This is a genomic window from Bdellovibrio sp. HM001 (genome assembly GCF_055397275.1).
Genome location: NZ_AP029174.1, coordinates 1163115 through 1189833 on the forward strand (window position 1 = coordinate 1163115; position 26719 = coordinate 1189833).

28 protein-coding genes and 1 tRNA gene are annotated in these 26719 nt (G+C 48.3%); 15 read left to right on the top strand and 14 right to left on the bottom strand.

The annotated features are described in order from the left end of the window. Positions 1–64 precede the first annotated feature (64 nt). Both ACZ5ZZ_RS05650 and ACZ5ZZ_RS05655 read right to left on the bottom strand, forming a co-directional pair. A complete protein-coding gene (locus ACZ5ZZ_RS05650) occupies positions 65–1345 on the bottom strand; it encodes a sensor histidine kinase (protein ID WP_464141647.1) in 1281 nt (426 codons plus the stop codon). A gap of 91 nt (positions 1346–1436) precedes the next feature. After that, positions 1437–1841, bottom strand: a complete 405-nt coding sequence (locus ACZ5ZZ_RS05655) for a J domain-containing protein (RefSeq protein WP_464141649.1) — start codon at positions 1839–1841, stop codon at positions 1437–1439. A 272-nt stretch (positions 1842–2113) separates the two neighbouring features. Between ACZ5ZZ_RS05655 and ACZ5ZZ_RS05660 the strand changes: the two genes are divergently transcribed. The 4 genes from ACZ5ZZ_RS05660 to ACZ5ZZ_RS05675 all read left to right on the top strand — a co-directional run bounded on the left by ACZ5ZZ_RS05660 (position 2114) and on the right by ACZ5ZZ_RS05675 (position 6823). Beyond that, positions 2114–2536, top strand: a complete 423-nt coding sequence (locus ACZ5ZZ_RS05660; protein WP_464141651.1) for an SWIB/MDM2 domain-containing protein — start codon at positions 2114–2116, stop codon at positions 2534–2536. Between the two features lie 106 nt (positions 2537–2642). Beyond that, the gene (gene map / locus ACZ5ZZ_RS05665) at positions 2643–3407 is read left to right on the top strand and encodes a type I methionyl aminopeptidase (RefSeq protein WP_464141653.1); all 765 of its coding nucleotides are present in this window, start codon (positions 2643–2645) and stop codon (positions 3405–3407) included. Between the two features lie 109 nt (positions 3408–3516). Continuing rightward, positions 3517–4920 carry an adenosylhomocysteinase gene (gene ahcY / locus ACZ5ZZ_RS05670; protein ID WP_464134228.1) on the top strand — a complete coding sequence of 468 codons (1404 nt, stop codon included), beginning with the start codon at positions 3517–3519 and terminating at the stop codon, positions 4918–4920. Positions 4921–5140: 220 nt separating this feature from the next. Next, the gene (locus ACZ5ZZ_RS05675; RefSeq protein ID WP_464141655.1) at positions 5141–6823 is read left to right on the top strand and encodes a thioredoxin family protein; all 1683 of its coding nucleotides are present in this window, start codon (positions 5141–5143) and stop codon (positions 6821–6823) included. Positions 6824–6845: 22 nt separating this feature from the next. On the opposite strand, the gene ACZ5ZZ_RS05680 is transcribed toward ACZ5ZZ_RS05675, so the two are convergent. The 4 genes from ACZ5ZZ_RS05680 to ACZ5ZZ_RS05695 form a co-directional block, all read right to left on the bottom strand. Next, the gene (locus tag ACZ5ZZ_RS05680) at positions 6846–7976 is read right to left on the bottom strand and encodes a DNA alkylation repair protein (protein WP_464141656.1); all 1131 of its coding nucleotides are present in this window, start codon (positions 7974–7976) and stop codon (positions 6846–6848) included. A gap of 15 nt (positions 7977–7991) precedes the next feature. Beyond that, a complete protein-coding gene (gene orn / locus ACZ5ZZ_RS05685) occupies positions 7992–8513 on the bottom strand; it encodes an oligoribonuclease (RefSeq protein ID WP_464117615.1) in 522 nt (173 codons plus the stop codon). 86 nt (positions 8514–8599) lie between these two features. Then, entirely contained in the window at positions 8600–9007 is a 408-nt protein-coding gene (locus ACZ5ZZ_RS05690; RefSeq protein ID WP_464141658.1) for a response regulator, read from the bottom strand. 110 nt (positions 9008–9117) lie between these two features. Next, positions 9118–9393 (bottom strand): heavy-metal-associated domain-containing protein, encoded by a 276-nt coding sequence (locus ACZ5ZZ_RS05695; protein WP_464117613.1) that lies wholly within the window; start codon positions 9391–9393, stop codon positions 9118–9120. Positions 9394–9578: 185 nt separating this feature from the next. Here ACZ5ZZ_RS05695 and ACZ5ZZ_RS05700 point away from each other — a divergent pair. From ACZ5ZZ_RS05700 to ACZ5ZZ_RS05715, 4 genes are all read left to right on the top strand, one after another. Then, a tRNA-Asp gene (locus tag ACZ5ZZ_RS05700) sits at positions 9579–9655 on the top strand. Between the two features lie 323 nt (positions 9656–9978). Then, entirely contained in the window at positions 9979–10308 is a 330-nt protein-coding gene (locus ACZ5ZZ_RS05705; RefSeq protein WP_464117611.1) for a winged helix-turn-helix domain-containing protein, read from the top strand. Continuing rightward, positions 10305–10568 (top strand): nucleotidyltransferase, encoded by a 264-nt coding sequence (locus tag ACZ5ZZ_RS05710; protein WP_464141659.1) that lies wholly within the window; start codon positions 10305–10307, stop codon positions 10566–10568. The genes ACZ5ZZ_RS05705 and ACZ5ZZ_RS05710 overlap by 4 nt, the downstream gene beginning before the upstream one ends. Before the next feature lie 48 nt (positions 10569–10616). Further along, the gene (locus tag ACZ5ZZ_RS05715; RefSeq protein ID WP_464134239.1) at positions 10617–10865 is read left to right on the top strand and encodes a hypothetical protein; all 249 of its coding nucleotides are present in this window, start codon (positions 10617–10619) and stop codon (positions 10863–10865) included. Between the two features lie 57 nt (positions 10866–10922). Here the strand turns inward: ACZ5ZZ_RS05715 and ACZ5ZZ_RS05720 are convergent, their stop codons facing one another. The 4 genes from ACZ5ZZ_RS05720 to ACZ5ZZ_RS05735 all read right to left on the bottom strand — a co-directional run bounded on the left by ACZ5ZZ_RS05720 (position 10923) and on the right by ACZ5ZZ_RS05735 (position 16318). Next, on the bottom strand, positions 10923–12230 hold the full coding sequence (locus ACZ5ZZ_RS05720) for a Na+/H+ antiporter NhaC family protein (protein WP_464141660.1): 1308 nt from the start codon (positions 12228–12230) through the stop codon (positions 10923–10925). Positions 12231–12254: 24 nt separating this feature from the next. Further along, a complete protein-coding gene (locus ACZ5ZZ_RS05725) occupies positions 12255–13997 on the bottom strand; it encodes a DEAD/DEAH box helicase (protein ID WP_464134243.1) in 1743 nt (580 codons plus the stop codon). A gap of 70 nt (positions 13998–14067) precedes the next feature. Next, complete coding sequence (locus ACZ5ZZ_RS05730; RefSeq protein ID WP_464117607.1) at positions 14068–14919, bottom strand: HRDC domain-containing protein; 852 nt, start codon at positions 14917–14919, stop codon at positions 14068–14070. A 139-nt stretch (positions 14920–15058) separates the two neighbouring features. Beyond that, positions 15059–16318, bottom strand: a complete 1260-nt coding sequence (locus ACZ5ZZ_RS05735) for a hypothetical protein (RefSeq protein ID WP_464141662.1) — start codon at positions 16316–16318, stop codon at positions 15059–15061. A gap of 147 nt (positions 16319–16465) precedes the next feature. Between ACZ5ZZ_RS05735 and ACZ5ZZ_RS05740 the strand changes: the two genes are divergently transcribed. From ACZ5ZZ_RS05740 to ACZ5ZZ_RS05755, 4 genes are all read left to right on the top strand, one after another. Then, positions 16466–17272 (top strand): TIGR02147 family protein, encoded by an 807-nt coding sequence (locus tag ACZ5ZZ_RS05740; RefSeq protein WP_464134248.1) that lies wholly within the window; start codon positions 16466–16468, stop codon positions 17270–17272. Positions 17273–17384: 112 nt separating this feature from the next. Continuing rightward, the gene (locus tag ACZ5ZZ_RS05745; RefSeq protein ID WP_464141664.1) at positions 17385–18662 is read left to right on the top strand and encodes a collagen-like triple helix repeat-containing protein; all 1278 of its coding nucleotides are present in this window, start codon (positions 17385–17387) and stop codon (positions 18660–18662) included. Positions 18663–18676: 14 nt separating this feature from the next. Then, positions 18677–19894, top strand: coding sequence for a hypothetical protein (locus ACZ5ZZ_RS05750; protein ID WP_464141665.1), 1218 nt, complete (start codon positions 18677–18679; stop codon positions 19892–19894). A 15-nt stretch (positions 19895–19909) separates the two neighbouring features. After that, positions 19910–21484, top strand: coding sequence for a hypothetical protein (locus tag ACZ5ZZ_RS05755; RefSeq protein WP_464141667.1), 1575 nt, complete (start codon positions 19910–19912; stop codon positions 21482–21484). Positions 21485–21549: 65 nt separating this feature from the next. Here the strand turns inward: ACZ5ZZ_RS05755 and ACZ5ZZ_RS05760 are convergent, their stop codons facing one another. Next, positions 21550–22020, bottom strand: coding sequence for a hypothetical protein (locus ACZ5ZZ_RS05760; protein ID WP_464141669.1), 471 nt, complete (start codon positions 22018–22020; stop codon positions 21550–21552). A gap of 327 nt (positions 22021–22347) precedes the next feature. Between ACZ5ZZ_RS05760 and ACZ5ZZ_RS05765 the strand changes: the two genes are divergently transcribed. Then, positions 22348–23238 carry a DUF6635 family protein gene (locus tag ACZ5ZZ_RS05765; RefSeq protein WP_464141671.1) on the top strand — a complete coding sequence of 297 codons (891 nt, stop codon included), beginning with the start codon at positions 22348–22350 and terminating at the stop codon, positions 23236–23238. Positions 23239–23357: 119 nt separating this feature from the next. Further along, on the top strand, positions 23358–23858 hold the full coding sequence (locus ACZ5ZZ_RS05770) for a Mut7-C RNAse domain-containing protein (RefSeq protein ID WP_464134260.1): 501 nt from the start codon (positions 23358–23360) through the stop codon (positions 23856–23858). A gap of 102 nt (positions 23859–23960) precedes the next feature. On the opposite strand, the gene ACZ5ZZ_RS05775 is transcribed toward ACZ5ZZ_RS05770, so the two are convergent. The 3 genes from ACZ5ZZ_RS05775 to ACZ5ZZ_RS05785 form a co-directional block, all read right to left on the bottom strand. Further along, positions 23961–24995, bottom strand: a complete 1035-nt coding sequence (locus tag ACZ5ZZ_RS05775) for a hypothetical protein (RefSeq protein ID WP_464134262.1) — start codon at positions 24993–24995, stop codon at positions 23961–23963. Positions 24996–25007: 12 nt separating this feature from the next. After that, on the bottom strand, positions 25008–25151 hold the full coding sequence (locus ACZ5ZZ_RS05780; protein ID WP_464141672.1) for a hypothetical protein: 144 nt from the start codon (positions 25149–25151) through the stop codon (positions 25008–25010). A gap of 270 nt (positions 25152–25421) precedes the next feature. Next, entirely contained in the window at positions 25422–25781 is a 360-nt protein-coding gene (locus ACZ5ZZ_RS05785) for a DUF1428 domain-containing protein (protein WP_464141674.1), read from the bottom strand. Between the two features lie 197 nt (positions 25782–25978). On the opposite strand from ACZ5ZZ_RS05785, the gene ACZ5ZZ_RS05790 reads away from it, so the two are divergent. After that, positions 25979–26695, top strand: coding sequence for a hypothetical protein (locus ACZ5ZZ_RS05790; RefSeq protein WP_464117592.1), 717 nt, complete (start codon positions 25979–25981; stop codon positions 26693–26695). Positions 26696–26719: the final 24 nt, after the last annotated feature.

A 26719-nucleotide genomic window follows, 5' to 3' on the forward strand; every position in this document is an offset into this window, starting at 1 on the left:
TTGCCTTGGGAATATCAGTATTTTTTTGAAATGCGAGGATCAAGATGTCTAAAGTTGAGACGTTTTAATGAGCTGTTTTCGCCAAGGGGAGTTTTAGAATTATATGAGTCCCGCTTGGGGTCGAAGAGCTGGCTTCCTCGCTGGAGAAGATTTCGATGGTACCCTCCATCATTTGCAGGTACTCACGCACCAGGGGCATCCCGTAGCCGGTGCCCTTTTCCCCTTGGGTGCCGGGGCGGGTGGTTTGGGAGTTCAGGCTGAAGATGTTGGCCAGAATTTCTTTTGGAATGCCGATGCCATAGTCGCGGATTTCAATGACCACTTCACTTTCCGTGGGATAGGCGCGAAGTTCGATGCGCTCTCCGGGGTGGGAAAACTTGATGGCATTGTTGATCAGGTTGGACAGGACCACATTGCTAAGGATGGTCTTTTCGCCTTGGATGGGCATGCGGTCGCGGGAAATGTCCAGATGCAATTTGATGCCTTTTTGCTGGGCTGTGGCGACCGTGTTTTCATAGACCTCATTCAGTACCATGGTCAGATTCAGAGGCTTTAAGGGCATGGCCGCTTTGCCATCCTTGACGGATTTCAGGTGGCGAACCTGGGCCAGTAGATTGACGATGTCATCCACGGCACGTTCGATCTTGTCCAGTTCCAAAGAGCTCAGGCTGTGTTCTTCACGATCCTCTTTGGCCTTAACCAGGTTGTAGGTCATTGTTGAAAGTGTGTTGGCAATGTCGTGAATCAGGACGCGGAGCAGGTTCTCAATGTCCAGGTTCTTTTCTTCAAGATTTTTCATCAGGCTTTTTTCGCCGCGGATATAGTAATGGGTGTTAAAGCCCGAGAAGATCAGGAAGATGATGATATTAAATAGCTTTTCCTGACCATAGTCGCCGTACTGGGCAATGATGTTGGGGCCGAATCCGGAAGAGCGTGCATACCAAAAAAAGATCAGGACCAGGGTGACGATAGTGTAGCCCAGAACGGCCCCTGGGACGCCGACAAGAATTCCGCAGATCAAAGGGATGGCCGTCAACCAAAAGATCCCCGGTGCATCAATGCCTCCGGACAAGTACAGGAAGTAAGAGACGATGACGACCGCCATGACGCACAATATAGATGCGGAGACCAGGTAGTTTTTAATAAATCTAAGACTAAGGGGCGGAATAAGAAGTAGGGTGATCCAGGTCGGAATAAGGATGGGGTTGTATTCGCTGACACCGTATTGAAAGTTGAACTTCAGCAGATAGACCAGGGTGACAGCCAGGCCTAAGAGGTAGATGACTTTAAAATAAGTCAGCCGCTTCTTGTAAGCATCTTCAGATTTGAAACTGAGATCCCTCATGCTGCTTTTTCCTGGTTGCTTCCATTATGCAATATCGGCGTAGAAACTAAAGGCCTAAGGAAATTTCAACAATGTAATCTTGTTTATTGTTTCAGAGTGAAACAAGGGGGCGAAGGCAGTTGTAGTGCTCTTTCAATGCCATGAACTGCTGGGTGTTGCCGCCATGATCTGGGTGTAGAACCAGCGCGGCCTGACGGAAAGCTTTCTTCAATTCGTTCGCAGTGAAACCTTCGGACAGATCCAGGATCCAGTTTTTTAGGAAATCAAAAGCCTCTTTTTGCGCAGGGGAAAAACTGTGGGCTTTGCGCTGGGGGCGCACTGTCGGACGTGGGTAGTGGCCGCGTGGAGTATTGAATTCGCGCTTGCCGACCTGACCCATCAAGTACGCAAGGTGAGAGGGGTCGGCACTGAGCAGGCTGGCTTCGGAGGCGTTCACGAAGGTTTCGGAACCCATTTTCTCTCTGAGAATTTGCTTAAAGCTTGCCTGAAAACTCATGCTTTTCTTATCGGCACGAGAGGGGAATGGCTCAGTCCAGAAGGTGTTTTCCCTGTAAAAAACCGACTTTTTCAGAGGGGGAGGGGGGCTTTTCCCAGGGGGGAAAGTCGTTTTCCGAGGGGAAAAGGGGGTGAAATCGGGTCTTTTCCGCTCTCTGAGCGCAAAAAAAAATGATTTTCCCTGCATTTTCCTTTGGACAAACGGCTCGACTTAGATACACACTAAGTTCATTCGAGATAAACAAGACTAAAAACCTAACGGAGGAATTTCGAATGGCAAAAGCAAAAGCTACTAAAAAAGCTACTACTAAGAAAGCAGCTCCAAAAAAAGCTGCAGCTAAAAAAGCAGCTCCTAAAGCAGCAGCTAAAAAAGCGGCTCCAAAAGCAGCAGCTAAAAAAGCAGCTCCAAAAAAAGCAGCAGCTCCTAAAAAAGCTAAAACTGCTCGTAAACCAAACGCAGCTTTCATGAAAGCGTTGACTCCATCTGCAGCTTTGGCAGCAGTTGTTGGTGCTTCTCCACTTCCACGCACTGAAGTTGTTAAAAAACTTTGGGCTTACATCAAGAAGAACAACCTTCAAGACACTAAGAACAAAAGAAACATCAATGCTGACGCTAAATTGAAAGAAGTTTTCGGCGGCAAATCTCAAGTTTCTATGTTCGACATGACTAAATTGGTTTCTAAGCACCTTAAATAGGTCTTAGACTCAAATTGAGTTGAACACTAAAAAACCCAGGGCTCAAATCCTGGGTTTTTTCGTTTCGGCCTGTTCAAGGGTGGGGGCATGTGCTATACCATCCCCTATGGGAATTAAGCCGCTTTCTTTGGAAGAAATCAAAAAAATGACTGTTGCCTGCCGTATTGCAGCCGACACTCTGACCTACCTCGATAAATATATCAAAATTGGTATGACCACGAACGAGATCGACCAGCTTTGCTTCGATTTTATGGCCACCAAAGGGGCCAAATCGGCTTGTTTGGGATACCACGGCTACCCCAAGTACACCTGTACTTCCATCAATGAGGTGGTCTGCCATGGCGTTCCTGATGATAAAACCATCTTGAAAGACGGCGATATTATCAATGTGGATGTCACAGCTTGGATTGATGGTTTCTTTGGGGACACATCTAAAATGTATATGATTGGCAATGTGTCCGAAGAGGCCAAAGATCTTGTGGAAACAGCCCGCATGGCTCGCGATGTGGGTATTGAAGCCATTCGTCCGAATGGTTTTACCGGGGACATTGGTTTTGAAACAAATAAACTTGTGACTCGCAAGGGGTATGTGGCCGTGAAAGAGATCGGTGGCCACGGTGTGGGACGCAAGTTCCATGAAGAACCCTTTGTTCCATCCTATGGTAAAAAGGGCAAGGGCGAGCGCCTGGTGCCTTTCCACTGTATCACCGTCGAACCGATGGTGAACCAAGGGACGGACGAGATCATCGAGTTCGACATTCCGGGCTCCAGTATTAAGTACTACAATACCGCAGATGGTCTATTGTCGGCACAGTTTGAACATACGGTGCTTGTGACAGATACTGGATACGAAATTTTGACTCTGCCTTAGCAGGCAGAGATTGAGTGCCACTACTCCGGCGAAGCCGGAGTGTAGACAGGCACGCAAGCTGAAGCAGATTTGAAATTAAAAACTTAAACTAAAACAAGGACTTCAAACAATGTCATTGACTACGACGAACGGAAAAACCGCTATGAAGAAGAATGCGAAAATGAAAGCTCCTGCGATTGCTAAGGCCGCTACTGTTGACTACAGAGTCAGCAAAGAGGCGATGGAAAACCCTGAAGTGTTCGCAAAACTTGCGAAATGGGGTCGTGAAGAAATCAAGATTGCTGAAACAGAAATGCCGGGTTTGATGGCTCTTCGTAAAGAGTACAAAAAACAGCAGCCTTTGAAAGGTGCGCGTATTGCGGGTTGCCTTCATATGACAATCCAAACAGCGGTTTTGATCGAAACGCTTGTTGAGCTGGGTGCGGAAATCCGCTGGTCTTCTTGCAACATCTTCTCCACTCAAGATCACGCTGCGGCGGCTATTGCTGCTGCGGGCATCCCGGTCTTTGCATGGAAAGGTCTGACTGAAGAAGAATTCAACTGGTGCATCGAACAGACGATTGTTGGTTGGGGTAAAGACGGCTTCAACATGATCCTGGATGACGGTGGTGATTTGACGAACATGATGCACGAGCCTCGTTTCGCCAAAGAAATGAAGAAGATCATCGGTATCTCTGAAGAGACAACGACAGGCGTTCACAACCTTGAAGTTCTTTTGAAACAAGGCAAGTTGAAAGTTCCTGCGATCAATATCAATGACTCTGTGACAAAATCCAAATTCGACAACTTGTACGGCTGCCGTGAATCTTTGGCCGACGGTATCAAGCGTGCAACGGACGTGATGGTTGCCGGTAAAATCTGCGTTGTTGCAGGTTACGGCGATGTGGGTAAAGGTTCTGCGCACTCTTTGCGTGGTCTGGGTGCCCGCGTTCTTGTGACTGAAATCGATCCAATCTGTGCGCTTCAGGCGGCAATGGAAGGTTTCGAAGTAACCACTATGGAAGATGCGGCTCCGTTGGGTGATATCTTCGTAACAGCAACTGGCTGCTGCGATATCATCACTGAAAAGCACTTCACTAAAATGAAGAACAACGCGATCGTGTGCAACATCGGTCACTTCGATATCGAAATCGACATGGCTTGGTTGAACAAGAATTCCAAAATCCGCGAAGTGAAACCACAAGTGGACATCCACACTTTGAAAAACGGCAAACAAGTGATCGTACTTGCCAAAGGCCGTTTGGTGAACTTGGGCTGTGCTACGGGTCACCCAAGCTTCGTTATGTCCAACTCCTTCACAAATCAGGTGTTGGCGCAGATGGAGCTATTCAACAACCGCGACAAATACCAAGAGATCGCTGTTTACCGTTTGCCTAAGCACTTGGACGAAAAAGTGGCGGCATTGCACTTGGACAAACTGGGTGTGAAGCTGACGAAGTTGACTGGCAAGCAAGCTAAATACTTGCACATGAGCCCGCAGGGGCCGTTCAAACCAGAACACTATCGCTACTAATCCACCCGCTACGGGAAAGGGAGCCTGTCATGGCTCCCTTTTTTTATTCTTTTCAGTTCTCTGTGTGCTGCCGCCGTTTTTTTCAGGCGCTGCGGAACTCAATTTTAAGTCCTAGGCTCTGCCCGCCAAGCTGGAGTTTTGTGCTTCTTGTGATCTTGAGGAGTTTTTAGGATTGTCACGAGCGCAAGACGTGATAGGTTTTTCCGGGTAAGGAGAATCTATGAAGAGTCTTTTTCTGGTTTTCACATTGATGTTTTCGTTTGCGTCGTGGGCGCGTCTTTCTGACGGCAAGGTTTCTTTTGCTGTGTCAGGTGGAAAGATTCTGGGAACAGTCCAACAAGGCTTTCATTTCAACAAGGAGGCTCCGGCCAGCTTTGCCATGAAGGGGGCTGAAATTGCTCCGCTGGTCAAAGAAGAGCAGCAGTTGGTCTTTGCTTTACCCGCTAAAGAAAATGAAGTGTTCGAGTTGGGCTTCTATGTTTGCGATGACAAAAAAACTGTCTGTGAAGAACATAAAGTGGCTTATATCGTCGCAGGCGGAAAACTCAAAACGGCCAAAGAAGCTGCGAAGGTTGAAACAGCCAAAGTCGCAGCCGTCGTGTCCGGGAAGTCTTCAAGCAAGATTGAGAAAAATCATCACGGTTTTATCGTGAACGATCTGGAAGCCGCCAAAACTTTGGCGCTGAAATCCAGGAAGAACTTGCTGGTGGATTATGGTGCTCCTTGGTGCCCGGCCTGCGTGCGTTTGGGAACGGAAGTATTTGGCACGAAGAAGTTTAAGGCTGCTGCCAAGGACTATGTTCTGGTGGCTTTGAATGCCGACATGGCGGTGAATAAAGAGTTCGGTAAAAAGTACGGCATCAAGGCCATCCCCACTGTGCTGATTCTAAAACCCGACGGGTCTGAACTTTACCGCTCTTTGGATTTTGTTCCTGCAGATGAATTTGCAAAAAGACTTCAAGCCGCCAAAAAGAACCTGAAATCCAGTGAAGAACTTGAAAAGCTGGCTGCTGTCGGGGATAAGGCCGCGATGCTGGCGTTGGCGGAACAGGCTCGAAATGCTCTGGATTACGAAAAGGCTGTGAAGTGGTACGCGGCAGCTGGCGCAGAGTCGGATCGTTACGCCATGTCTGAGATGGGTTTGTGGGCGGACAAGGCTGAAACGGAAAAGAAAGACGCTGAATACTTGGCGGTTCTGAAAAAATGGTCTGAAGCGAAACCTCAAACATTCACAGCTGTGACGGCAGCGAACGACTGGGGTGGTTACCTTAAAAGAAATAAAAAGGAACTTCCGGCAGACTTAAAAGAAAAGTTGACGGCCAATATGGCATTTCTGAAAAAATTGGCGTCTTCAAAGTCGGACACCGTCAAATGGGTGGCCGCGTGGGATGTCAGCGCCATCAGCCCGGCGGAACGCGCCGAGGTTTTGTCGATGTGGAAGACGGCGGCGGATCTTTTGGAAAACAAAGAAGAGGCCATGCTGGCTCAAGGTGAGCTGAAAAAAGAAATGGCCACTATGAATCTTTCAGAAAAGCGTCCCGGCGAAGTGATGGCCGTTCTTTACTATTTCAGAACTGCCGAAATGCCCGCTGAAGAAGAAGCCTGGCTGCTGAAGCTGCTCAAAGAAGATTCAAGCAGCTATGTGCCTTATATGAAGCTTGCGAATTACTATGTTCGCCAAAAGGCCTTTGACAAGGCTTTGCCACAGGCAGAAAAAGCCGTGGAGCTGGGCGCGGACATGCGTTTATACAATCTAAAAACTTTGGCTGAAATTCACAAAGAGCTAAAACAAAAAGACCAAGCCAAAAAGACCATCGAGGTCGCTTTGGCCGATCCGGAAATTAAAACGGAGCGCTACAAAAATCTTCTGAAATCTTTAGAGGAAATGAAAAAGTCCCTCTAAAGAAAGGGTGCCTTGGCGCGTTTTACTTCAGCGTGAACGAGGCTTTCCCCAGACTTTTTCCGTTGACGAAGATCTCAAGAACGTGGGCTCCGGGATAAAGGACCCGCGTTGTCACCGGGCGGAAGGAATGTTTCTTGGTGAAATCCATTCGCTCTTTCGCCTTTAAGTCCTTGTTTGAAAGCTTAAAGACTTTGGCAGAATGGCTGCCATTGGATTTCTTATAGTGAATCGCATAGTCGACAACCACGGTTGCATTCTGCGCGCAGGACAGGGCGAAGCTGATCTCCAGATGACCGCCGGTTTTAACTGTCTGCGGGCTCAGCGTCAGGTTGTGCAGCTTCACTGCGGCCTCTGTGTGATAACCCAAAAGTTGCAAAGCTTTGGGATTGCCCGCTTTGACTTGTGTGCGTAAGGCGTGGCGAGTGATCCAGTTGATTTTCTCTTGATGTTCTTTCGGGCAATCTTTCAGCCAGCGCTTCAAAGTCTTAATCACCAGTTCGGGATGATTTTTGGTGATGTCGTTCAGATGATTGGCGACAGACTTTATGACGTACAGTGAGTCGTCGTATTTCAGCTCTTCCAGAAGCTCCAGCGCAGGGCTGGGGTCTTTAATAAAGCTTCGTAGCAGCTCGCCCCAGGGCAGACGGGGACGGGTGCCTTCTGAAACCCAGCGGCGCACATGTTCACTGGGATCCCGGGTCCATAACATCAGTTGCTTCAGTGTGCGGTCCTGGTCGTGGATGATAAAGGGTCGGACAGCAAACTCGGCTGTGAATTTCTGTGTCAGCGTGTGCAGAGCACTCATGGATTCCTCAAAGTGCTCCAGACCATAGCGCTGCACAAACTCAGTGAAGGCCCACAGATCAAAACCTTTTAAGGGATCCACGCCAGGTTTGGGCTTTGTGGCTGCTTTCAAAAGAATCTTTAAAGCTTTGGGATACTCTGCCGGCAGATGAGTTTTCAGGAAGTCACAGATCAGGCGCATGCGCGGCTTCATCTCAAGCTTTGGCAGTTCATGGCTGACTTTGATAAAGCCTTTGGAGTCGAAATGGGGATAGTGCTGTTGGATGTGCGCGGCCATTCGGCGAACCAGCGCCTCGTTAATCCAGTTTTTAAATGCAGATTCATTTTCAGTGGATTTTTTCTGAGGCATGGCTCGCTGAACTTTCTAGAACTTCAGGTTGTCGCAATAATGACGCAGTTCCTGGATGCTTTCACGAATGTCTTCCAGGGCGCGGTGCTTGTTGGACTTCTGATAGACGTACTTGAACTTGTTGTTGATGATCACTTTCCAGGAAGACACATCCACCATGCGGTAGTGCAGGCGGGCAGCCAGATCTGGCATGTACTTGTTGATGAACAGGCGATCCTGCATGATCGAGTTCCCAGCAAGAACGGGGCGCTCGTTAGGATCCGGGAAGTGTTTTTTCACCATGTCCACCAGTTTGGCTTCGACTTGATCTGGCTCCATACCGAACGGCACCTTGGCTGTCAGGCCGGATTTTTTATGGTGCTCGGTGTTCCAGGCATCCATATTGTCCAGATATTTTTGCGGTTGTTTGACCACGGTTTCAAAAGTGGCCAGTTCTTTGAAGTTTAGATCCGTGACGATGGCCGCCACTTCGATGATCACTTCCTTCTCGACATCAAGACCGGTCATCTCCATGTCGATCCAAAAGAGCTTATTCATGAGAGTATCCTATTCTAGAGCCACTGGATTCTTGATGGCTCGGCTGCTCTCATTATGAGGGGTCGGGGGTGGGGGAGACAAGGCCTTTAGCCCTTCTGTTGCTCCATCCCAGCTTTCAGGGCGCGCTCCACCGTGGTGATCAGGGCGTTTTCATCCCAAGGTTTGTCGATAAAGGCATAAACACCCAGGCGCTGGGCTTCAAGGACCATGTCTTTTTGACCGTAGCCCGTGTGAATGATGAACGGGATGTGCAGGCCGTTTTCACGCATCCATTTCAGCACGTCCAAGCCGGATTTTTTCGGCATCTTTTCGTCCGACAGAACAGCGTCGAACTGGTGGGACTTCAAAAGGTCGATTCCTTCAATTCCGTTGTTGGCACGATGAATTTCAGAAGCACTGTCTTCAAGTAAGGCGGAAAGGACCTCAAGTAGTTCAGATTCGTCGTCGATGATAAGAAGGCGCCCCTTCATGGGTGCGGAGGAGTTCGTAAGCATGTCCCCATTATGACAAAGAATGGTCTTGGGGTCATGGTTCTAGAGGCGAAAGAGTGGTCAATTTTTCTTGATCACACCCCCGTGTTCGGAGGTGTGATTCGCTTAAGAGCTTATTTGCTTTTTGTAGAGTTGGTGATCTTATACTCACCAGCCTTGGAAATCGCCGCCTGAATCTGATCTTGAGAAATACTCACTCCGGCTTTAGGGGAGATCACAACTTTACCGACGGTAACATCGCATTTTTCCAGGCCTTCCATCGTGCACACCTGGGCTTTGATGGCACGAGCACAGGAACCGCAGTGCATGCCTTCCACATTGTAGGTGATGGTTTCGGCCAAAGCGGCCTGAGAGAAGAGTAGGGCTGTAGCTGCCAATAGCAATTTCATGGGGAGACTCCTTAATATTTCCTGAGACTATACCCACTTTAGGGCCTTGAATAGGTGAAACTGGGGAGGTGGAGGTGGGTTTTTGCACAAAAAGCAGGCATTAAGCGGCTGGTTACAAGATTTTTAAAAAATCTTGTTGTATTGCTCGGATAGCTTGGCTATAAAAGATTCTCCAAAACGCCACTGGGGTGGTAGTTAAGTTGGTTATAACGTCCGCCTGTCACGCGGAAGGCCGCGGGTTCGAGTCCCGTCCACCCCGCCATTTTTTCTCTGAAAACATGGCCAAAATCACCGAAGCTAAGTCTTCGGTTTTTTTATGTTTAAATAATAAACAATAAATTATTTTCTTGGTTTTTCCCATCGGGCGGGGATCGCAGTATAGCAGCTCGTTATCGGTAGAAGCAAAATTAAGAGTTCGATGAGTCAGAAAGTGGTTCATATCAACCATGTTCTGGTAAGTTCTATTTTCCAGGGTATTGTTTTAGTCCTAAAATAGGTCAAAAAGGTCCTAAATTAGGTCTTTTACTGTAGCTGGACTTGATAGAGTCCTAAATTAGGACTATATTGCCCTAAATAGGGGTGATTATGCTCGCAGAGCTTTTTGGCAGTCAAACAACAGAGAAGAGTCTTCTATTTATCGCAGCCATAGGTGAAAGCTATGCGCTGGAAATCGCCAATACTTTTCAGATAAGTAAAACCCAGGTGACCAGAACTCTTCTGAAGCTGGAGCAAGCCGATATTCTAATAGGTCAAGAAAAGGGAAGAACGCGCGTCTATTCTCTTAATAAGACCTGGTTTCTTTCTAAAGAGCTCAACGCACTTCTGCAAAAGGCACTTTCCAATATTCCATTGGACCAACAAGAAAAGTATTTCATGAAGCGCATGCGTCCCAGAAAAAAGAATAAGGCTTTATGAAGATAACAAAATCAGTGAACCGCAAGCAATTTGCAGCGGCTGTGGTTCAGCAACTTGAAAAGCACGGTATTTCTTGTGTGTTGGTTGGGGGAGCCTGCGTTTCAATCTATACTGAAGAAAAACATGCTTCGCGCGACCTTGATTTTATTTCGCCCTATTCTCATGAAGCCATTACAAAGGCTCTTGCCGCAATAGGCTTTCAGAAAGAGGGCAGATACTTTCACCATTCAAATTCAGAACTGTATGTAGAGTTTCCATAAGGTCCCGTTGCAATTGGGGAACAAATTCCTGTAAAACCCGAAGGACAAATGAAAGTCGGTAAAATAACTGTGACGATGTTTTCACCAACCCAATGTGTGATGGATCGTCTTGTCGCCTGGTTTCACTGGAATGATCGCCGCAGTTTAATTCATGCATTATGGGTATGCGAGAAGCATTCTATATCGCTGGATAAAATTAAAAGATGGGCACAAAAAGAAGGGCACGCGGACAAGCTGGAGCAGTTTGTGTTGGAATATAAAAAGCTCAAGGGCTCTCGAAGTTCGCAATATAACTGAGTTCTAAATTCGTCCCATACGGCCCCTCTTTGCAGCGACGTAAAGTCCACCTGACGATCAGCGCTGACGCCAGCTTCTCCAGACCATGGAGGCAAATGTGATCGCTCCCAAAATATAGCAGTATTCAATACTGCCGGCCAAGGCCAGCGGGGAGAGCTTTGCCATCTGGCTGGCCAACAGAATCTGTGCTCCATAGGGAATCACTCCCTGCACGACGCACGAAAAAATATCCAGAATACTTGCACTGCGGTCCGGAGGCACGCCTTCGGCTTTAGCCACTTCCCGAGCCAAGTCCCCGGTGATGATGATCGCCACTGTGTTATTGGCCACGGCAAAATTGGCGATGATCACCGACAGACCGATGCTGAATTCGGCCCACAGTTTTTCAAGCTTTGGGCTGCGAAAGCGCATCTTTTTCAGAAGGGTTTTCAAAGTGTCGATGCCACCTTGTTCTTTCATCATCTGCCCCAGGCCGCCCATCATCATCGAAAGCAGGAAGATTTCCTGCATGTCTTTGAAGCCTGCATAGATGTCTTGTCCCAGGCGCAGGAAGGTGTAATTCGCGAAGAACAATCCCAGTGCCCCCGCCAGAAGAATTCCCAGGACCAATACCAGAAACACATTCATTCCCAGCAAAGCCAGAATCAGAACCACCAAATAAGGAAGTGCCTTGTACCAGTCCCCCGGAGCAACCGGCACGGCAGAGCCTGACTGCACAGTGAAATAAAGCAATGTCATTGTTATAATCGCGGCCGGCATACTCAGCCCAAAGTTCACGCGGAACTTGTCACGCATAGAAGCCCCTTGGGATCTTGTCGCCGCAATGGTTGTGTCTGAAATAAACGACAAGTTATCACCAAACATGGCGCCACCGACGAGGGCTCCAAACACCACGGTCTTATCCAGACCACCCGAGGTCGCCAGACCCAAAGCAATCGGTCCCAATGCCGAGATTGTGCCCATGGAAGTGCCGATCGCAGTCGAAATCAACGCAGACAAAAAGAAGAACCCAGGCACAATCAGTGAGTCGGGGATCACTTTCATTCCCCAATATACTGTGGCGTCCACTCCACCGATGGCTTTCACAACTGAGCCGAAGGCTCCAGCCAGCAGATAGATCATACACATGGTCAGAACATTGTAATCTCCCAGGCCCTGAATGAAGGTTGTCAGCTTTTTGTCAAAAGTTCCTTTCATCAGAACAAAAGCCAAGATCACCGCGGGCAAAGTCGCCACAGGAGAGGGCAATTGATAGAAGGCGAAATCGACGCCTTGCCAGATGTAATAGAATCCACTTCCCAGGAAAACCGCTATGAAAGCGAGCAGGGGAAGAAAGGGTAAGATAGGACTGGTTCTGATTTTCATAATGTCCCTTTTAGTTTGGAGGAGTTAAGGTGTTAGTTCCTCAGCAAACACCTTTTCGGTGACCCGCCAGAACTTATCCTGCTTTCTGGCAATCACAAAGATCGGTGAACGGAAAAGCTTCTGGAATCTGATGACTTCCTGGGGGGTTGTCAAATCCACGGCCAGTTCGGGGCGTCTGAGGTGGGACCTTAAGAAGTTGATATTGAACTTCTTAACAGCCGTCGTGTTGTTGAAGAAGTGGACCTCGCTAAGATAATTGGATTCCACATCGTAATAGCGGATTTCCAGGTATGGATTAGAGTTTTTGTCCTTGCGCTCTTCAAATGAAATTCGGTCCGGCGTCATGACATGCGCATTCTTGGAAAGTTTCGCCTGTTTTAGCTTCGCTTCAGCGTCAATCAAAACGGCTTCGCATTTTTCACAAGACTTGGCGGTGATGTCGTTTTCACAAGAACAGTTATGACAAAGCTTAAATCTGAAGCGGAAACCGCAGGGTTTGATTTTTAAAGTATTTGGGTCTTGAGTAGCCCCTTTGCACTTTCTGCCAAAATGCTCAAAGACCACGCCGTCATCGTCGGCGTATCCCCAGAAATCATTTTCGAATGAACACTGGGGGCAAGTCACTTTGACCGGGACTGTATCTTTTGCAGGCCGCTTGTCGCTGATTTCCGGGGCATAGATGTCATGGCCCACGCCTGTATAATCCAGAACATAACAGTCTTTTTTATCCTCGGACAGTCGCAGGCCACGGCCTACGATCTGCTGATAAAGACTGTTGGATTCTGTTGGACGCAAGATTGCAATAACGTCGACATGAGGTGCATCAAATCCGGTTGTCAAAACGGATACATTCACCAGGTACTTGAATTTTTTCTGTTTAAAATCATGGATGATCTGTGCGCGCTCTTTGATGTCAGTGTCACCAATGACCACCCGGGCCTGATCCGCGGGCAGATAGGTCATGATCTCTTCAGCATGTTTGATGGTGCTGGCAAAAATCATCACACCCTGACGGTCGTACTTTTCGGTGATGTCGATGATGTTATTGATAATCAAAGGCGTCAGGCGTTTTTGGTTCTTAAGAACCTCTTCAACCTCGGCGGTTGTAAAGGCGCGGTCTTTTCCAAGAAGGTCTGAGAAGTCATAACAAGTGACCGGAATGTCAACTTTCACCGGAATGGTTAGATAACCATGGCGGATCATATAGGACAAAGGCAGTTCGTACACGCACTGCTTGAAGAATCGCTTTTGTTCAGTTTTAAGCTCGCCACCCTGATTGTATTCATAGATCCAGCCCAGTCCCAGTCGGTAAGGGGTGGCTGTCAGACCCAGAACACACAAAGTGGGATTGCGATCCTGAAGTTTTTTGACGACTTCCTGATATTGGGTGGCGCCCTCTTCAGCGACACGGTGGCATTCGTCGATAATCAGCAGTGAGAAATTGTTGAAGAACTCATCCGGGGCGCGGGCAACAGATTGCACGCTGCCGAAAATGGCTTTCTGGTCGTGATCTTTCTTTCCAAGGCTTGCGGAAAAGATACCGGCTTCCAGGCCATAGCTTCTATACTTGTCATGGTTTTGTTCAACCAGTTCTTTGACGTGGGCCAGAACCAGGATGCGGCCTCGGGCGATGCGGGCCAGTTCGGCAATGACCAAACTTTTTCCCGCGCCCGTCGGCAATACGATGACAGCCGGTTCCCTTGTTTTTTGGAAGTACCGGATGGTATTCGTAACGGCTTGTTGTTGATAGTCACGCAGTCTGTACATGAGGCCACATTACAGGATTACGCGGAATGTATACAAGCTCATTTCAAGACTTGGGTCCCACCGGAATCTCTTAAGACCGGAGGCTGCCCGAATTTCGCCTTTTCAGCTCTTCTGTATTTGATTTGTATTTACAGATAACTTCCAGGAAATGATCCCCGTAAAGTCGAAGCTTTTCGGATGTTACTCCAGTGATGCTTGCCATTGTCTGGGCATCTTGCGGCATCCGTCGGGCCATCTCTGTCAGAGTGAAATTTTTGAATACCAGATAGACGGGGATATTTCTTTCAAGAGCCAATCTTTTTCTTTCTTGTCTCAGATCGTGAAAAAGTTTTTTAGAATAGTCATCTGATTGCTCAGGATGACGGATCTCTTCTTCTTTAAGCGAGAAAGTATGTCGGACTGGTAATGTGGAATTGTTCATTTTAAAGCCGGATGGATTTTCCAAAAGGATGCCGTTGTGCTTCTCTCTGAGCAGCCGCTTTTGCTCTTCAAAGCTTGGATAGCAACCGCTTTTCTTTTTCTTCCAATCTAACCAAGCATGGAACAATTCGTGTTGATATCTGTCCATCACACACAGGTTAATCAGTCTGTTGTCATATCTTTTGCCATTAATGTGATGGACGACTTCGTTAGGGAACAAATTACGATTTAAGATTTTTTTGGCAATGTATCTATGCTCGTATTCGTAGGTCCCTTTAAGGATGATATACCCTTGTTGGTCTTTAGATCCATGTTTTGAAAGACTTCGTTTGAGATAGATTATAAAGATGAATGCAGAGATTGTGGCTAAACCAACCCAGAATAGTCTTGAAAATAAGCTCGTTCCTGAAATGAACATCATCGCCATCGTAAAGACCGACGTGAGTAGGAAGAGAGTCGTGCTGATCAGGAGCCGCCAGAGTTTTCGCAGAAGCCATCGCATAGCGAACTGATCGACATTTTTTAGATATAAATAAAATTAAATTTAAACAAAAAGCAGTTGTTTTGAATTGGTACAAAAAAGTGGTGTTGATAGATGCCCAGGAGACATATGGGAGCTCACCACTTTTGCATAATGTCACTTAAAACTGGAATCCTTCTCCCGGAGCTAGAGAGAATATTTTTGCGAATGTCCAGATTTTCACCGGCGTCAGGGTGCTTGTGGTTTCAAGTCGCACTGAAGCTGGTTGGCCGTTTCCTGCGTAATGGATCAGAATCTCGAAAGAGGGGACTGCACTCCAGCCATTGGCGTCTTCGGGTTCCCTTGCCCAATAGGAAAGCTTGACCGTGGATTCCTGGGTGACCAGGTGTCGGGTGTGAACTGTGAACGTGTTTTCGTCGGTAGGAAGTTGGAAATGAAACGACGACTCACCATTGTTGATGACAATGGCTTTCTTGTCGGCACTCAAGGTGAGCGCACATTTTTGATTTTTCCCTGGATTGGCTTCAAGATCTTTAGTGACGCAGCTTTCGTTGATGGCTTCGTTTTTAATCCAGCCGATGAGATCCTGTAGACCTTTGGTTCCGCTTTCTTCTGGAGGATTCATTCGCAGCGCGGAACCCACGACTCGTTCATCAAAGCCAAGCCCGATAAGATGCACAAGAATATCGTCAGATGTCTTTCCTGAATTAGAATCCATCAGCAAGTGTGTCGCTTCGCGGATTTTGGGATAGTCAGCGGCGGTCAGGGCCGAGTACAGGGATTTTGGTTTGGCGGTTGTTTTGGTTGAGCAGACTTGAGGCTCCGGGAAAAGATCCTTCAGGCGTTTGCAGTAAGCTTCTTTGTAGGGTGCGAAATCTTCCGGATTCTTATCGCCGATTTGGCGAACTTTGGACAGCACAAAGAGGTCCATGATCGTTTCGTGGAAAATCAGATAAGCTTGAGTTTCCGGTGACAGGGTGTTGAAGGCGGCGGAATCGATCCAGATTTCTCCTTCACTCTGAAAGGCATACTGTTCATAGTCATTTGCCCGGAACTCCATCCCCATTTTTTCGGCATCAATACGATTAAGTTTCTGGGGCACAAAAATCCAGGTCTTCTTTTGGAGCACATTAAGTAAAGACGGGTTGAATGAAGTGGTTCTTTCCAGAACTTTGCTGATTTCCGTTTTCCAGATGCCAAGGGTTTCAAGTTTGGTGATGTACTGCTCGTACATTTTAGAGTTAAAGCCCGTGCCACCACCGCCGTCGCCGGTGTTTCCGCCCCCGCCACTGGTTGCGGTTGTGGGCCCGGAGCTGGTGTGCTCATTGGGTTGACAGGCGACGATAAATGTCATGAAGCCGCAAAGAAACCAGGGGGCCAGGCTCAATAAGAATCTGTTTCGCGATGCTTGCATGGTCATATTCGACTCCTGCCATCTTTAGGAGCAAGTGCCATGCCTCATCAAAGGTCCCGAAATCTCAGTCTGAGACAAGAACAAGGTCCTGATTTTTTGCTGGAAAACCGAAAAAACAGGTCGGGCTTCGTTTACCGTTAGTAAACTAAAGGCATGCTGGATATCTACAACTACGACGACTACAGGCTTTTCTTTAAGGATGTTCTTCAGTCTCAAGAGCGGGTTGATAAGAAGTACCGCGGGCGACTGGTTGAAGCCATGCGTATCAGCACTTCGTTGTTCTCACAGATCCTGAAAGGGGAAAAGAATCTTTCTCCCGAGCAGGGGCTGGAGGCCGCCGCCTTTTTCGGCTTTGGCGATAAAGAAACCGATATGTTTATGCTGATGATCGAGCTGGGACGGGCGGGCTCAGTCAAGCTTCAGTCGCGTCTCAAAAGTAAGATCCAGGTGCTGCAGTCCGAGGCCAAATCCATCAGTGCTCGAGTTCCAAAGGATGTTGTTCTGAGTGATGTGGATAAAGCCACCTATTATTCGTCGTGGCTTTATACCGGTGTCAGAAATCTGTTGCCCACCCCTGCCGGAAAAGAACTAAAAACCATCGCCGAAAAACTGAGTGTGCCCTTGGAAAAAGTGGACACAGCCATTCAGTTTTTGATCGAAGTGGGTTTGTGTGAAAGAAAGAACGGGCAGCTTTATTATAAGCAGGGATTTACTCACCTGGATTCCACTCACCCGATGATTTTAAGACATCACCAGAACTGGCGTCAGAGAGCCATTTCAAAGATGGATTTTTACAAAGACCCCCATGTGCATTATACAAGCCCCATGTCCTTGTCGGCCGCAGGGGCCGAGAAGATCCGGGACTATCTGCGTGCAAACATTAAGGAAATCATCAATCTGTCGCGCGAGGGAAGCCCCGAGGTCGGCTATTGCCTTAATATCGACTGGTACGAATACTGACTTTACCAAAAGTAAACTGAATCCCGGCCATTTTAACCAACCGGACTTCGCGGAACTCCGCCCGCTTCTGTAAAAAGCTTCTCATGCGAAATGAATCGTAGGAGGAGTTATCATGAAGTTTTCCAAACTGATCTTCTTGTTGTTGGTTCTGGCCCAGGTACAAGCCCACTCAAGGTCTTTGTGTCTGAGCGACCGATACCAAACAAATTGGACGTCCGAAACTCTGGCCGAACAACTGCCATCGCTGAAGGAGCGTGCCAAGGCAGCAAAGCCCTTGTGGGTTCGTCTTCAAGGCGAGGATCTTCTGATCAAAGAAGACACACTTCTGGTGCTGCCGGAAGATCTGTCTCAGTCTCCGGCAAGAATCGGCAGACTGGCTGTGCAAAACAAGGCCATGATTTTCTATGCGCTAAATGTGCGTCTGGTTGTTGGCGAGGTGATGAAATCCTCGCGAGTGCAATTGTTGGATGTGGCGGCACTGAATCTTTCCGCTGAAATCGATCATGCCAACCAGATGGTTTCCCTGACTGAACTAAAGAACAATCCCGATCAAGCGGAGCCGTTTAAAAGGTGCAATCTGATGGCCTGTGCAGGTCTTGCCGCAGCCAGTGGAAGTCATGGCGGTGCGGGGGGCAATGGCCGCGATGCTGGCGGGAAAATAAAGTGGGGAATTCCCCAATCCACGCCCAGCTCTGATGGTGGTGCCGGAGCATCCGGAGGGACCGGGGCCAATGGTCGCAACGGCGACAATGGAGCTCCGGGTGTTGCGGGACTCAATGCTCACAAACTTTTTATGCAGTTTGAAAGTGTGGACCTCTGCAGTGGGGTGGAAATCGTTGCCAGTGGAGGTGCTGGTTTAAACGGCCTCAAAGGTCTTAATGCTCAGGATGGTGGGCAGGGTGGCAATGGTGGCAAAGGCGGTCGTGGTGGCGGTGCCAAGTATGATCGCAAGGCCAGTCGCGGTGGTCGTGGTGGCAATGGGGGCGCTGGTGGCAACGGAGGCAACGGCGGCTTTGGCGGTGATGGCGGCAAAGGTGGTGACGGCGGCCTGGTGGTCGTCGTGGTGAAACCGCGTTTTCTGGATATGGTGAAAGTGAACGACAACATCAATGTTCTGGTGGCAGGTGGCAAAGGCGGACCAGGTGGCGCCAAGGGGCTGGCAGGCAAAGGTGGGCGTGGCGGTCTGGCTGGCGAAGGCGGTGACGGAGGCGATGGATCGATCTTCAAACACGGGGGCAACTCGGGTCTTGCCGGAAGTGCGGGGCAGCCAGGTCAAGATGGTCACGATGGTCAAGAGGGCCGTCCTGGTGTCGAGGGACGCGAGGGACTTGTGACCAAGGCGGAAATTTATATCTCAAACGATGTCTCTATCGAAAGCTTTCAATTTTAGTGAGGAAAATGACTATGAAAAATTCTTTCAAAAAACTAATCCCTTTGGCTGCGGCTGTGACATTTGCAATTCCTGCCTGGGCCCGGATTCTGGGCGATCCTACAGAAAAAACCCGCGTACTGCTTGAAGAACAAAAATTTCTTTGCGGTCAGGATGAGACTCTGGTGATTAACGGCGATGTGGAATTCACCCGCAAGAATGAGGACCTTCGCAAAGAACCTTTGAATGTTGATTTGATCTGCAAGCGAATTGAATTCAAAAACGGCGGACGGATTCTGACTCAATCAAATTTGCAGATCGTCGCTGATTCTGTCGCAGGCTTTTTGAATGTGGAAAGCATTCGGGGAGTCAAAGGACAGCAGGGCGCCTTTGCCGCTGCGGTTCTGGAGCTTGCCAATGATGGTTCTGCCGGGGCTCGGGGTGGAAATGGAAGGGGCGGGACCCTGACGGATTCCCCAGAGGATGGGGGCCGTGGGCAAAATGGCTATAACGGCATGGACGGCCGTGATGGGAACAATGGAGCTCCGGGGGAACCTGGTGGTCATGCCTCGGATCTCGTGCTGAAAATCAACAGAATCGAAGGCACGGTCGGATTCCGCCTACGTGCTGTCGGGGGCGAGGGTGGCACTGGCGGCAAAGGTGGCCGGGGACAGCAGGGTGGTAATGGTGGTGTCGGCGGCGAAGGCGGTCGTGGGGGTCATCAGAAGTACGCCATCTGGAATCGCTCGGGCGATGGCGGAGACGGTGGCGATGGTGGACACGGCGGTAACGGTGGTAATGGCGGTGCTGGGGGTGACGGGGGACGTGGTGGTAACGGCGGGAAGATTGCTTTGTATGTTGCTGAAGTCTTCAACACGCTGGAGCTGACCGGGGATGAGTTCGACAATCGCGGAGGCCCAGGAGGTCAGCCAGGTATGGGAGGCGAAGGTGGTATGGGTGGCAAAGGCGGTGACGGCGGTAAAGGCGGGTCCTCCGGGGCGGCTCTGGTGACCACACGTTGCGAGATTCCACCTTGTGAAGGCGATAACGGTCGTCAGGGTAAAAGAGGCCTTGATGGTAAGCCCGGACTGGCGGGTCCGCAAGGACGCCTGGGACAGGACGGCTTGGCCGGGGTCAAAATTCTTGATCCCAAATTCAAATTTGTGAAATCGGTTCCCGACGACTACTTCGACAAGCTGCCGGAGCTGGGAACGGAAAAGAATTTAAAAATACTCAGACTGAAACTTCCATAAGGGACAGGTGAAGTTATGAAAAAAATTATTTTGGTGATGTTGTTGGTGTCGGTGCAAACGTTTGCGCAAACCATCAGTTACAGTGAAAATGGTTCTTTGCGGCTGGGGGCTGGGGTGGATATGGACCACCCTGATAAAGCCAAGGCCAATTGTGTTAAAAACACCGATCGAGAATGGTTGGATGGAAATACGCCTGTTTCAACAACATTTGATCTTAGTATGATTGAGACCTCCAGTGAGCTGGAACGAAAAATGAATTTTGATACTCAACTGAATGCGGCGGGAACAATCAAGGCCGTGAACATCGACAGTCAGAATTCCTATCGTGTGATTCATAAGTTCCTTGAAAACAAGAACAGTCTGAACTTCGCGCTGACGGCGGAATTTTCCTACGGGCGAAAAGGCCTGACGGAAGAATCCCTGAAGCCCGAATATCAATCCTTGTTGGATAGTGGCAGGTGGGCGGAGGTCATGAGAAGGTGCGGCACTCACTTTGTGTCAGAAGAGATTCATCGTTCGAAGGTGGTCGTACTGATCCATGTTAAGAATTCCCGCACCGAAGATGTCAAAGAAAAGATCCTGGATCTAAAGAATAAACTGAAAGTTCCTAAACTGAACTTCGGTGCAGATATCAATGTTCAGTACAAAGAATTCATCCGCAAGCTGGACAAGATTGGTTCGGTTGAAGTGAAGGTGGTTTCTGTCGGTGGAAAGGGTGCGGAGGCCCTGGGCATCTTTGCCAACGAAATCGTGGTGGATGATCTGCAAAGTATTAAGAACGCGGCCGAAAAATACTTCAGAAGTTTTACAATCGAGAACTCTCCGGTGTTTGCCTATGTGGTAAAACCCCTGGATATTTTTGAAGGGGCAGAAAACATCCGTCCAAGGCAGAAAAAGTGGCAGCAACTTAAGCTCATGGCGGACTGGATTCTTGAGCACGATGAACTGCTGACAGAAATAAGAAGTCTGCAAACCCGTGTCAGCCCAGCTCTTTATGGCGCGTACTTTGAACCGAAGGCGGCGACTCTTGAAGCGAAGATCCATGAGGTGCGATTCCGGGCCGAAGAGTGTCTTGAACGCTATAATTGTGACAGTCTTCCTGTCTTGGCACCGTTTTCTGTTCATGTCCCATCACGTGCTGTCAGTGCGGCTTCTTTGCAAACGCAGTGTGGGTATCTGCCGGTGAAAAATTCAGCAATGCAAATTCTCAGCGACATTCGTGTGGGGCTGGATGTTGATTTGATGTACTCAAAGGACATCGAAAATATCGAATTGTTGCGCCTGGATCAAAATGGCGAGTTTCAAAGCGCAAACTATGGAAAAAATGAAGAACTGACGATCTCGAACAATTTTCTGGAGTCGGAAGTGGGGCGCGTAAGAAGGTATCAGTCTGTGAATGAGTTTTCTGCAAATCATGTGCTTTCGGACCGGGCGATCCTGTCTGTGCAGGATAGTGTGGGAAGGGCCCAGGAAATGTTCAATGCGGCTTTTAGTTCCATCTACATCCTGAAGATCAGATACAAACAAGGCCAGGATCTAACGCAGATATTGGGCGCTCCTCCCATGAAAGACTGCAGCGTGTCCAGGTAGCAGCCGACAGCAGGAGAATGCGAGAGACAAGGGGGCCCGCAGACATCTGTGGGCCCGTCCAAATTTTAATATCTCCAGTCAGCGCACTGAGGGTGGAAGAAGATAACGTAACCCTCGCGGTCCTGATAAACTTCTCCAGATTCTGCGGGGCGAAGAACGAAGGACCCATTCTGGACATCCAGCAGGGCCTTTTCACCAAAGAGGCGTCTGTTTTGTTTCAGCACACCCAGTTCCTGGCCTTCGTAACCTAACAGCTGGGCAATCGCGGTTGAGGCATTTTTGGTCATGACAAGACTTTTACCGTTCACAATGATTTGAGGTTGACGATAAGTATGAGCCGTCACGACTTTGGATTCATCACCGTAGGCCGGGGTTGAGCGGATCTCCAGCGTGGCCTGGAAAACAGCGACAGAACCATCAGCCAGTTGGATCTCTTTGTTGATAGCGCCAGCAGCGGGCAGTTGACTGCAATCAGTGGCCGCCGCCCAAGACGAGGTCGCGGAAAAAATAAGTGCCAGAACGATCAGTTTCTTCATGGATTTACTCCCTGTAATTAAAGTTCGCAGACCTTAACAGCGAACCTTGTGCCGAGGTGGGGAGGCTTTAGCTGTGAGAATAGGAGGCACTCCCTGTCCAAGAATTAGACAAGGGCCCATGTAGGGCCTTACACGTGATCTGACTTTTGGTCCGATTCTATGTGCTGGGTCTTCAGGAGGACCTGCCTTAAAGCTCGACATAATTTTGATCTTTGCCGCTGAGGCCGAATGTTTTAAAGCGAGAATCGCATGAATGTGTGCCCGTCACTGAGAGATTTAATCCCGCTTCATAGAAAATTTTGTCAAAATGGTTGCAGGAGATTTCTCATGGATCAAAGAGCGGCACCAGTTCTGTGTGCTATTGATGACTGTATTGAAAAATTCACCGCAGACCGAAAGCAGAACATTTCCCCTTTTATTGAAAAACACTTCACTGTTTCTGAAACGTTGCAGATACAGAAAAGGCACTTGCCTCTGGATCTTGTTCTGAGTCCGGTCAATGCCCTGTGGTCGATTCCTTATTTGTTGATCAAGAAGACCGTTGAAACCACAGACAAACTGGGTTGGCCGGTATTGAATCCGATTATGGATATCCTTCCTGCCAGCTTTAAAACGGGCTATCAAAAAGACATCGAAAAGCTGATCGCCACGGAGCTGATTGGTGAAGGGATTCTGATGGACTATATTCATAAGGATCCACTGTTAGGGCCGATGGTGGCCTCAGGATCGGTGCAGTTGGATCTGCGTAGGATCCGAAATGAAGTGCTTAAAGAGGTAGAAAAGTACACTTCCAGTCAGGCCATGATCAGTGATATCTGCAGCTCTCTTTTGACAGTGGCTGTAGGGTGGATCTATTTTGGGGACAAGTCCCTGGGGATTATGGGGTTGGGCAGTCGGTTTGCCCGTAAGATGGCGCGGGAACAAGCGTCTTCGAATTTTTTCCTGGGTGAAAAGGTGGGTTCAGTCTTTTACGGAGTGTTTCCTCCGGCACCAACCAACACACAGATCGTGCTGGCAACTTTTGCGGTCGGGGCGTTGTTGACGGTGTGCAGTTTGTTCGTCAGTGTCATGATCGATCCCGCTCGTAAGCGGTTTGGATTGCATGAAAAGAAGCTTCATACGCTTGTTGATAATCTGGAAGAAAAGCTTTTTATTTCTTTAAAGAAAGATCTAAAGAGTCATCTTCGACAGCCGGCTGCCATGAGGCAGGCGAGTTAATTCTAGCTAAACGACCATGCGCCTCACGCTGCAAATTTTGCCGCAAATCCCACTTGCGAATACCATGTTTTGGAACAGCTAAGACTTTAAAATGCCACGGTCCTAGCTAATATAAAGGGATGAATGAAGATTTCAAAAAACGCTTTCTGATCGATGAAAATCTTTTAGGCTTGGTTCGGCGCTTAAGAATGATGGGGCTTGACTCGATGACAGCTCCAGGCAGCACCGATGAGGACCTCATCGCCTTGGCTCGCGTAACACAGAGGACAATCTTGACAAAAGATAAAGGTCTCTTCGAAAGATGCACCTCTGTGCCGTGCTACCTTGTGCAGAGTTCCCGCCCACAAGACCAACTTGCTGAAGTTCTCAACGCTCTCTCACTTCGGGAAGTCATAGATCCCTTCACACGATGCTTTCTGTGCAACTCTTTGATTGAAGAGGTTGCCAAAGCACAACTTCAGGGGAGAGTCGACGACAAGACTCTAAGGATTTTTGAAAAGTTCTATCTCTGCCCCATATGTCAAAAAATTTATTGGGAAGGGTCTCATTACGACAGTATGAGAGCCAAGGTGGATGCCATCCAAGCGGAGCTTTCCGCAAAAAATTCACAGGATCGGTAGTTTGTTCGCTGTTGAGTTCAGTCGGTTTGTAATCGTCAATCGTCCATAAGACCCGCGACCAATTGAAGGTCGCGGGTTTGGTTATAAATAATATTTTCTTGCCTAGAATGAACTCAGCGTCAGATCTGCCAAAGAGTCAATTGTCCAGGTAAACGATGCTCCTAGGGTCACGTTGTTTGGCGCAGCGATGTTACCACACCCAGCACTCGTGTTGTTGGTGGCAAGACTGATACACTCACTGCTACCAGAGGCAATAGCCGTAGTGTTGTCCAGAGTGGCGTCACCCTGATCAAAGATATAGTGGACCTTGACCAGCCCTGTAGAGGCATTTCCCTGCAAACCGAAGGCGGAGCCTTCATCATTGCCGGCACTGTTATCCTGGTTTCTGAACAGGAAGAGATCATAGTTGGTCTCATCCTGGGTCTTGAACTGGACCGCCGCTTTTTCAGTGTAAGTGCTGCCTGTATAACTCATATAAAAATCAAGGAACCCATCTTGCGCCGTTGTATCCCGCAGGAAATAGAGTTCCATGTCGCGGGCTCCATCTTCCTCCGCCGCCGTCAAGCGCACGTAGCCGGAACTGAACCCCGCGCTTTCGCAGTTGAACTCTGTTTTTAGCATCGGCACGGAATTCACGGCGATACTCACGGACTTGCTGTAGCTTCCACCCCCATGTGAACCATGGTGGGCCGGAATGGATTTGCCAGGAGTGCCGAAGCTAATGGTGAAGGTCTCGGCCCCCTCTGTGGCTGAGGTGGAGCCACTGCTCGGAATAGAAGCGCAATCAGTGTACCCCATCTGATAAAGGGCCCCGCCAATTCCCTGAGATCCCATGAGCTGTTTGATCACTCCAACGAGCCCTTCAGGTCCCGGCCCATTCGGAATGGAGTAATCCGCCGTCGGGCCCACCACCATAAAATATAGGAAGCGGATGAAATCAGCACGACCACCAACAGTTCCCAGATTCATAGTACTTGGATCCAGCACGGTTGCAGCCATAGCCTTTTGCACCTGTAATACGCTGTTTTCAGTTGCACGCAAACGGCCGGCGACAGAGTACCCGGAAAAATCTGACTTCATCGATAAAGTTATTGGCAAAGACAAGGCTGCCAGACTTAGAAAAGCTAACTTTCTCATAGACACCTCATCCTAAAGGCAGGAGCTTTCGCCGCATTTAACATCGACCACAGGCAGAGGACTGCCAACCACTTTGACGGGTTCGTCGATCTTCTCCGCGCAACTGACCAACCCGCTAAATACCATTGCTGCCAGTGCCAATCGTAGATAACTCATTCTTCCTCCTGAATTGTTGTAAGGACCCATAACTAGTCGGAACTCGCCCATTCGGGCTAAAGACAAAAGTGGTGAATTGTCCTGAATGTGATTTGATTCAACGATTCGCGTTTAGATTTATTGCAGAAAAGAAAGTATCGACATTTAAAAGAGATTATTTTGAGACAAAAGAGTTTCCTGCTTTTGCAGAAAAGTTCTTTCAAGAACACCGAAGTGCAGGCCCCATAGGCGCGTTCCTGAAAAGATGAACCCAGAAGAGTCGTAGGTCTCCTAAAGATTCACAATTGTTCTAAATCCGCCATAGGACATTTTCTTTACGTCAAACGGCATCATTTCAGGTCCCATCTTGGCAAGACGGGGATCAGCCATGACTTTCTTGTTCACCTGATCGCGATGGGCTTTGGATTTATACACAATCCACGAAAACACCACAGTTTCACCGGGCCTAAGTTTCGCAAGCTTTGGAAAGGGAAGGCCAAAATTTTTGACAAGATCATCGCCCACACACTCCACGTATTGAAGTGCGCCATATTCCAACCAGATTTTTCCGGCTTTCGTGGCGATTCTCTTATAGGCTGGGACACTGGTTTTGAGCATGGGAATTACAAATCCATCGACATAGTGGGGCATCTTGAACTCCTTTATGGGTACGAATGTTTTTATTATGATTTGTTTTCGTACGTCGAAGCACAGTACTTGTACAAAGTATGTAATGCGTCCTCTTGTTCTGACCAGGTGTTCTTTGACAGCAACAAGCGTGGTCACAGCGTAACGATACTTTTTATTGGTAATGGGATGAGCGGGGAGTACGATGACTGTGGTGCTCTATGATAAACAAAAAAGGTCTTTTTTATCTTATTTTTGCTTTCGATTTAAATCAGGGCGTCGTTGTCTCTGGGCTTACGCTAAAAATTGCCACGCATGACGAACTTCATAATTCGCCCCCGTATATTGAGACAATGAATTATGCTCAAGAGGCGTTAAAACAATTGAATATACAAGTGGAATACGTGTCATTGCCTTTGGCTCGAGGAGCTCTGATGGCAAATCAAGGCCTTCTGGATGGAGAACTGGTTCGCAGTCATCTTGTCCAAGGGGAGTATGAGAATCTCATTGAGACATCAGAGCCCATACTTATTTCTCTCTATGGTGTTGTACATTTAGACGGAAAAGAGATTGATAGACAAAAGATCCGCAATATGAAAGGTGTGATACCTTTAAATGTAGGTGGGGTTGAGAAGTTTATTAAAGAGCTGGAATTACAGTTGGTGGGAGTACCATCGATGGAGCGAGCTCTGGACATGGTCATCTCGAAACGAGCGGACTATGCTATTTTAGAGGGACGCGTTTTTGATAGTCTGAAAAAGGACAGTCGTTACTCAAGTTTGAAGTTTAACAAGGGTATTTCCGTGGCGAACCCTTTATACTTTCGTCTAAATAAAAAGTATCAGATGATTTTGCCTAAGGTTGAGTCTGCTTTCAAAAAGGAAAAACGATTGAATCATAAAAAGTATCCTCTGATTGAAGACTACTTTAGGTACTAGAGGCTCCAGACATGGAACTTCCTG

Excerpts from the sequence above, each read along its gene's own strand:
- ACZ5ZZ_RS05695 (WP_464117613.1), bottom strand. The coding sequence starts at position 9,393 with ATGAAATTGCTATTGGCAGCTACAGCCCTACTCTTCTCTCAGGCCGCT.
- ACZ5ZZ_RS05705 (WP_464117611.1), top strand. The coding sequence starts at position 9,979 with ATGCTCGCAGAGCTTTTTGGCAGTCAAACAACAGAGAAGAGTCTTCTA.
- ACZ5ZZ_RS05690 (WP_464141658.1), bottom strand. The coding sequence starts at position 9,007 with ATGCTTACGAACTCCTCCGCACCCATGAAGGGGCGCCTTCTTATCATC.
- ACZ5ZZ_RS05710 (WP_464141659.1), top strand. The coding sequence starts at position 10,305 with ATGAAGATAACAAAATCAGTGAACCGCAAGCAATTTGCAGCGGCTGTG.
- ACZ5ZZ_RS05750 (WP_464141665.1), top strand. The coding sequence starts at position 18,677 with ATGAAAAATTCTTTCAAAAAACTAATCCCTTTGGCTGCGGCTGTGACA.
- ACZ5ZZ_RS05735 (WP_464141662.1), bottom strand. The coding sequence starts at position 16,318 with ATGACCATGCAAGCATCGCGAAACAGATTCTTATTGAGCCTGGCCCCC.
- ACZ5ZZ_RS05730 (WP_464117607.1), bottom strand. The coding sequence starts at position 14,919 with ATGCGATGGCTTCTGCGAAAACTCTGGCGGCTCCTGATCAGCACGACT.
- ACZ5ZZ_RS05675 (WP_464141655.1), top strand. The coding sequence starts at position 5,141 with ATGAAGAGTCTTTTTCTGGTTTTCACATTGATGTTTTCGTTTGCGTCG.
- ACZ5ZZ_RS05770 (WP_464134260.1), top strand. The coding sequence starts at position 23,358 with ATGAATGAAGATTTCAAAAAACGCTTTCTGATCGATGAAAATCTTTTA.
- ACZ5ZZ_RS05715 (WP_464134239.1), top strand. The coding sequence starts at position 10,617 with ATGAAAGTCGGTAAAATAACTGTGACGATGTTTTCACCAACCCAATGT.
- ACZ5ZZ_RS05650 (WP_464141647.1), bottom strand. The coding sequence starts at position 1,345 with ATGAGGGATCTCAGTTTCAAATCTGAAGATGCTTACAAGAAGCGGCTG.
- ACZ5ZZ_RS05740 (WP_464134248.1), top strand. The coding sequence starts at position 16,466 with ATGCTGGATATCTACAACTACGACGACTACAGGCTTTTCTTTAAGGAT.
- ACZ5ZZ_RS05780 (WP_464141672.1), bottom strand. The coding sequence starts at position 25,151 with ATGAGTTATCTACGATTGGCACTGGCAGCAATGGTATTTAGCGGGTTG.
- orn (WP_464117615.1), bottom strand. The coding sequence starts at position 8,513 with ATGAATAAGCTCTTTTGGATCGACATGGAGATGACCGGTCTTGATGTC.
- ACZ5ZZ_RS05765 (WP_464141671.1), top strand. The coding sequence starts at position 22,348 with ATGGATCAAAGAGCGGCACCAGTTCTGTGTGCTATTGATGACTGTATT.
- ACZ5ZZ_RS05720 (WP_464141660.1), bottom strand. The coding sequence starts at position 12,230 with ATGAAAATCAGAACCAGTCCTATCTTACCCTTTCTTCCCCTGCTCGCT.
- map (WP_464141653.1), top strand. The coding sequence starts at position 2,643 with ATGGGAATTAAGCCGCTTTCTTTGGAAGAAATCAAAAAAATGACTGTT.
- ACZ5ZZ_RS05775 (WP_464134262.1), bottom strand. The coding sequence starts at position 24,995 with ATGAGAAAGTTAGCTTTTCTAAGTCTGGCAGCCTTGTCTTTGCCAATA.
- ACZ5ZZ_RS05790 (WP_464117592.1), top strand. The coding sequence starts at position 25,979 with ATGATAAACAAAAAAGGTCTTTTTTATCTTATTTTTGCTTTCGATTTA.
- ACZ5ZZ_RS05760 (WP_464141669.1), bottom strand. The coding sequence starts at position 22,020 with ATGAAGAAACTGATCGTTCTGGCACTTATTTTTTCCGCGACCTCGTCT.
- ACZ5ZZ_RS05680 (WP_464141656.1), bottom strand. The coding sequence starts at position 7,976 with ATGCCTCAGAAAAAATCCACTGAAAATGAATCTGCATTTAAAAACTGG.
- ACZ5ZZ_RS05655 (WP_464141649.1), bottom strand. The coding sequence starts at position 1,841 with ATGAGTTTTCAGGCAAGCTTTAAGCAAATTCTCAGAGAGAAAATGGGT.
- ACZ5ZZ_RS05755 (WP_464141667.1), top strand. The coding sequence starts at position 19,910 with ATGAAAAAAATTATTTTGGTGATGTTGTTGGTGTCGGTGCAAACGTTT.
- ACZ5ZZ_RS05660 (WP_464141651.1), top strand. The coding sequence starts at position 2,114 with ATGGCAAAAGCAAAAGCTACTAAAAAAGCTACTACTAAGAAAGCAGCT.
- ahcY (WP_464134228.1), top strand. The coding sequence starts at position 3,517 with ATGTCATTGACTACGACGAACGGAAAAACCGCTATGAAGAAGAATGCG.
- ACZ5ZZ_RS05785 (WP_464141674.1), bottom strand. The coding sequence starts at position 25,781 with ATGCCCCACTATGTCGATGGATTTGTAATTCCCATGCTCAAAACCAGT.
- ACZ5ZZ_RS05745 (WP_464141664.1), top strand. The coding sequence starts at position 17,385 with ATGAAGTTTTCCAAACTGATCTTCTTGTTGTTGGTTCTGGCCCAGGTA.
- ACZ5ZZ_RS05725 (WP_464134243.1), bottom strand. The coding sequence starts at position 13,997 with ATGTACAGACTGCGTGACTATCAACAACAAGCCGTTACGAATACCATC.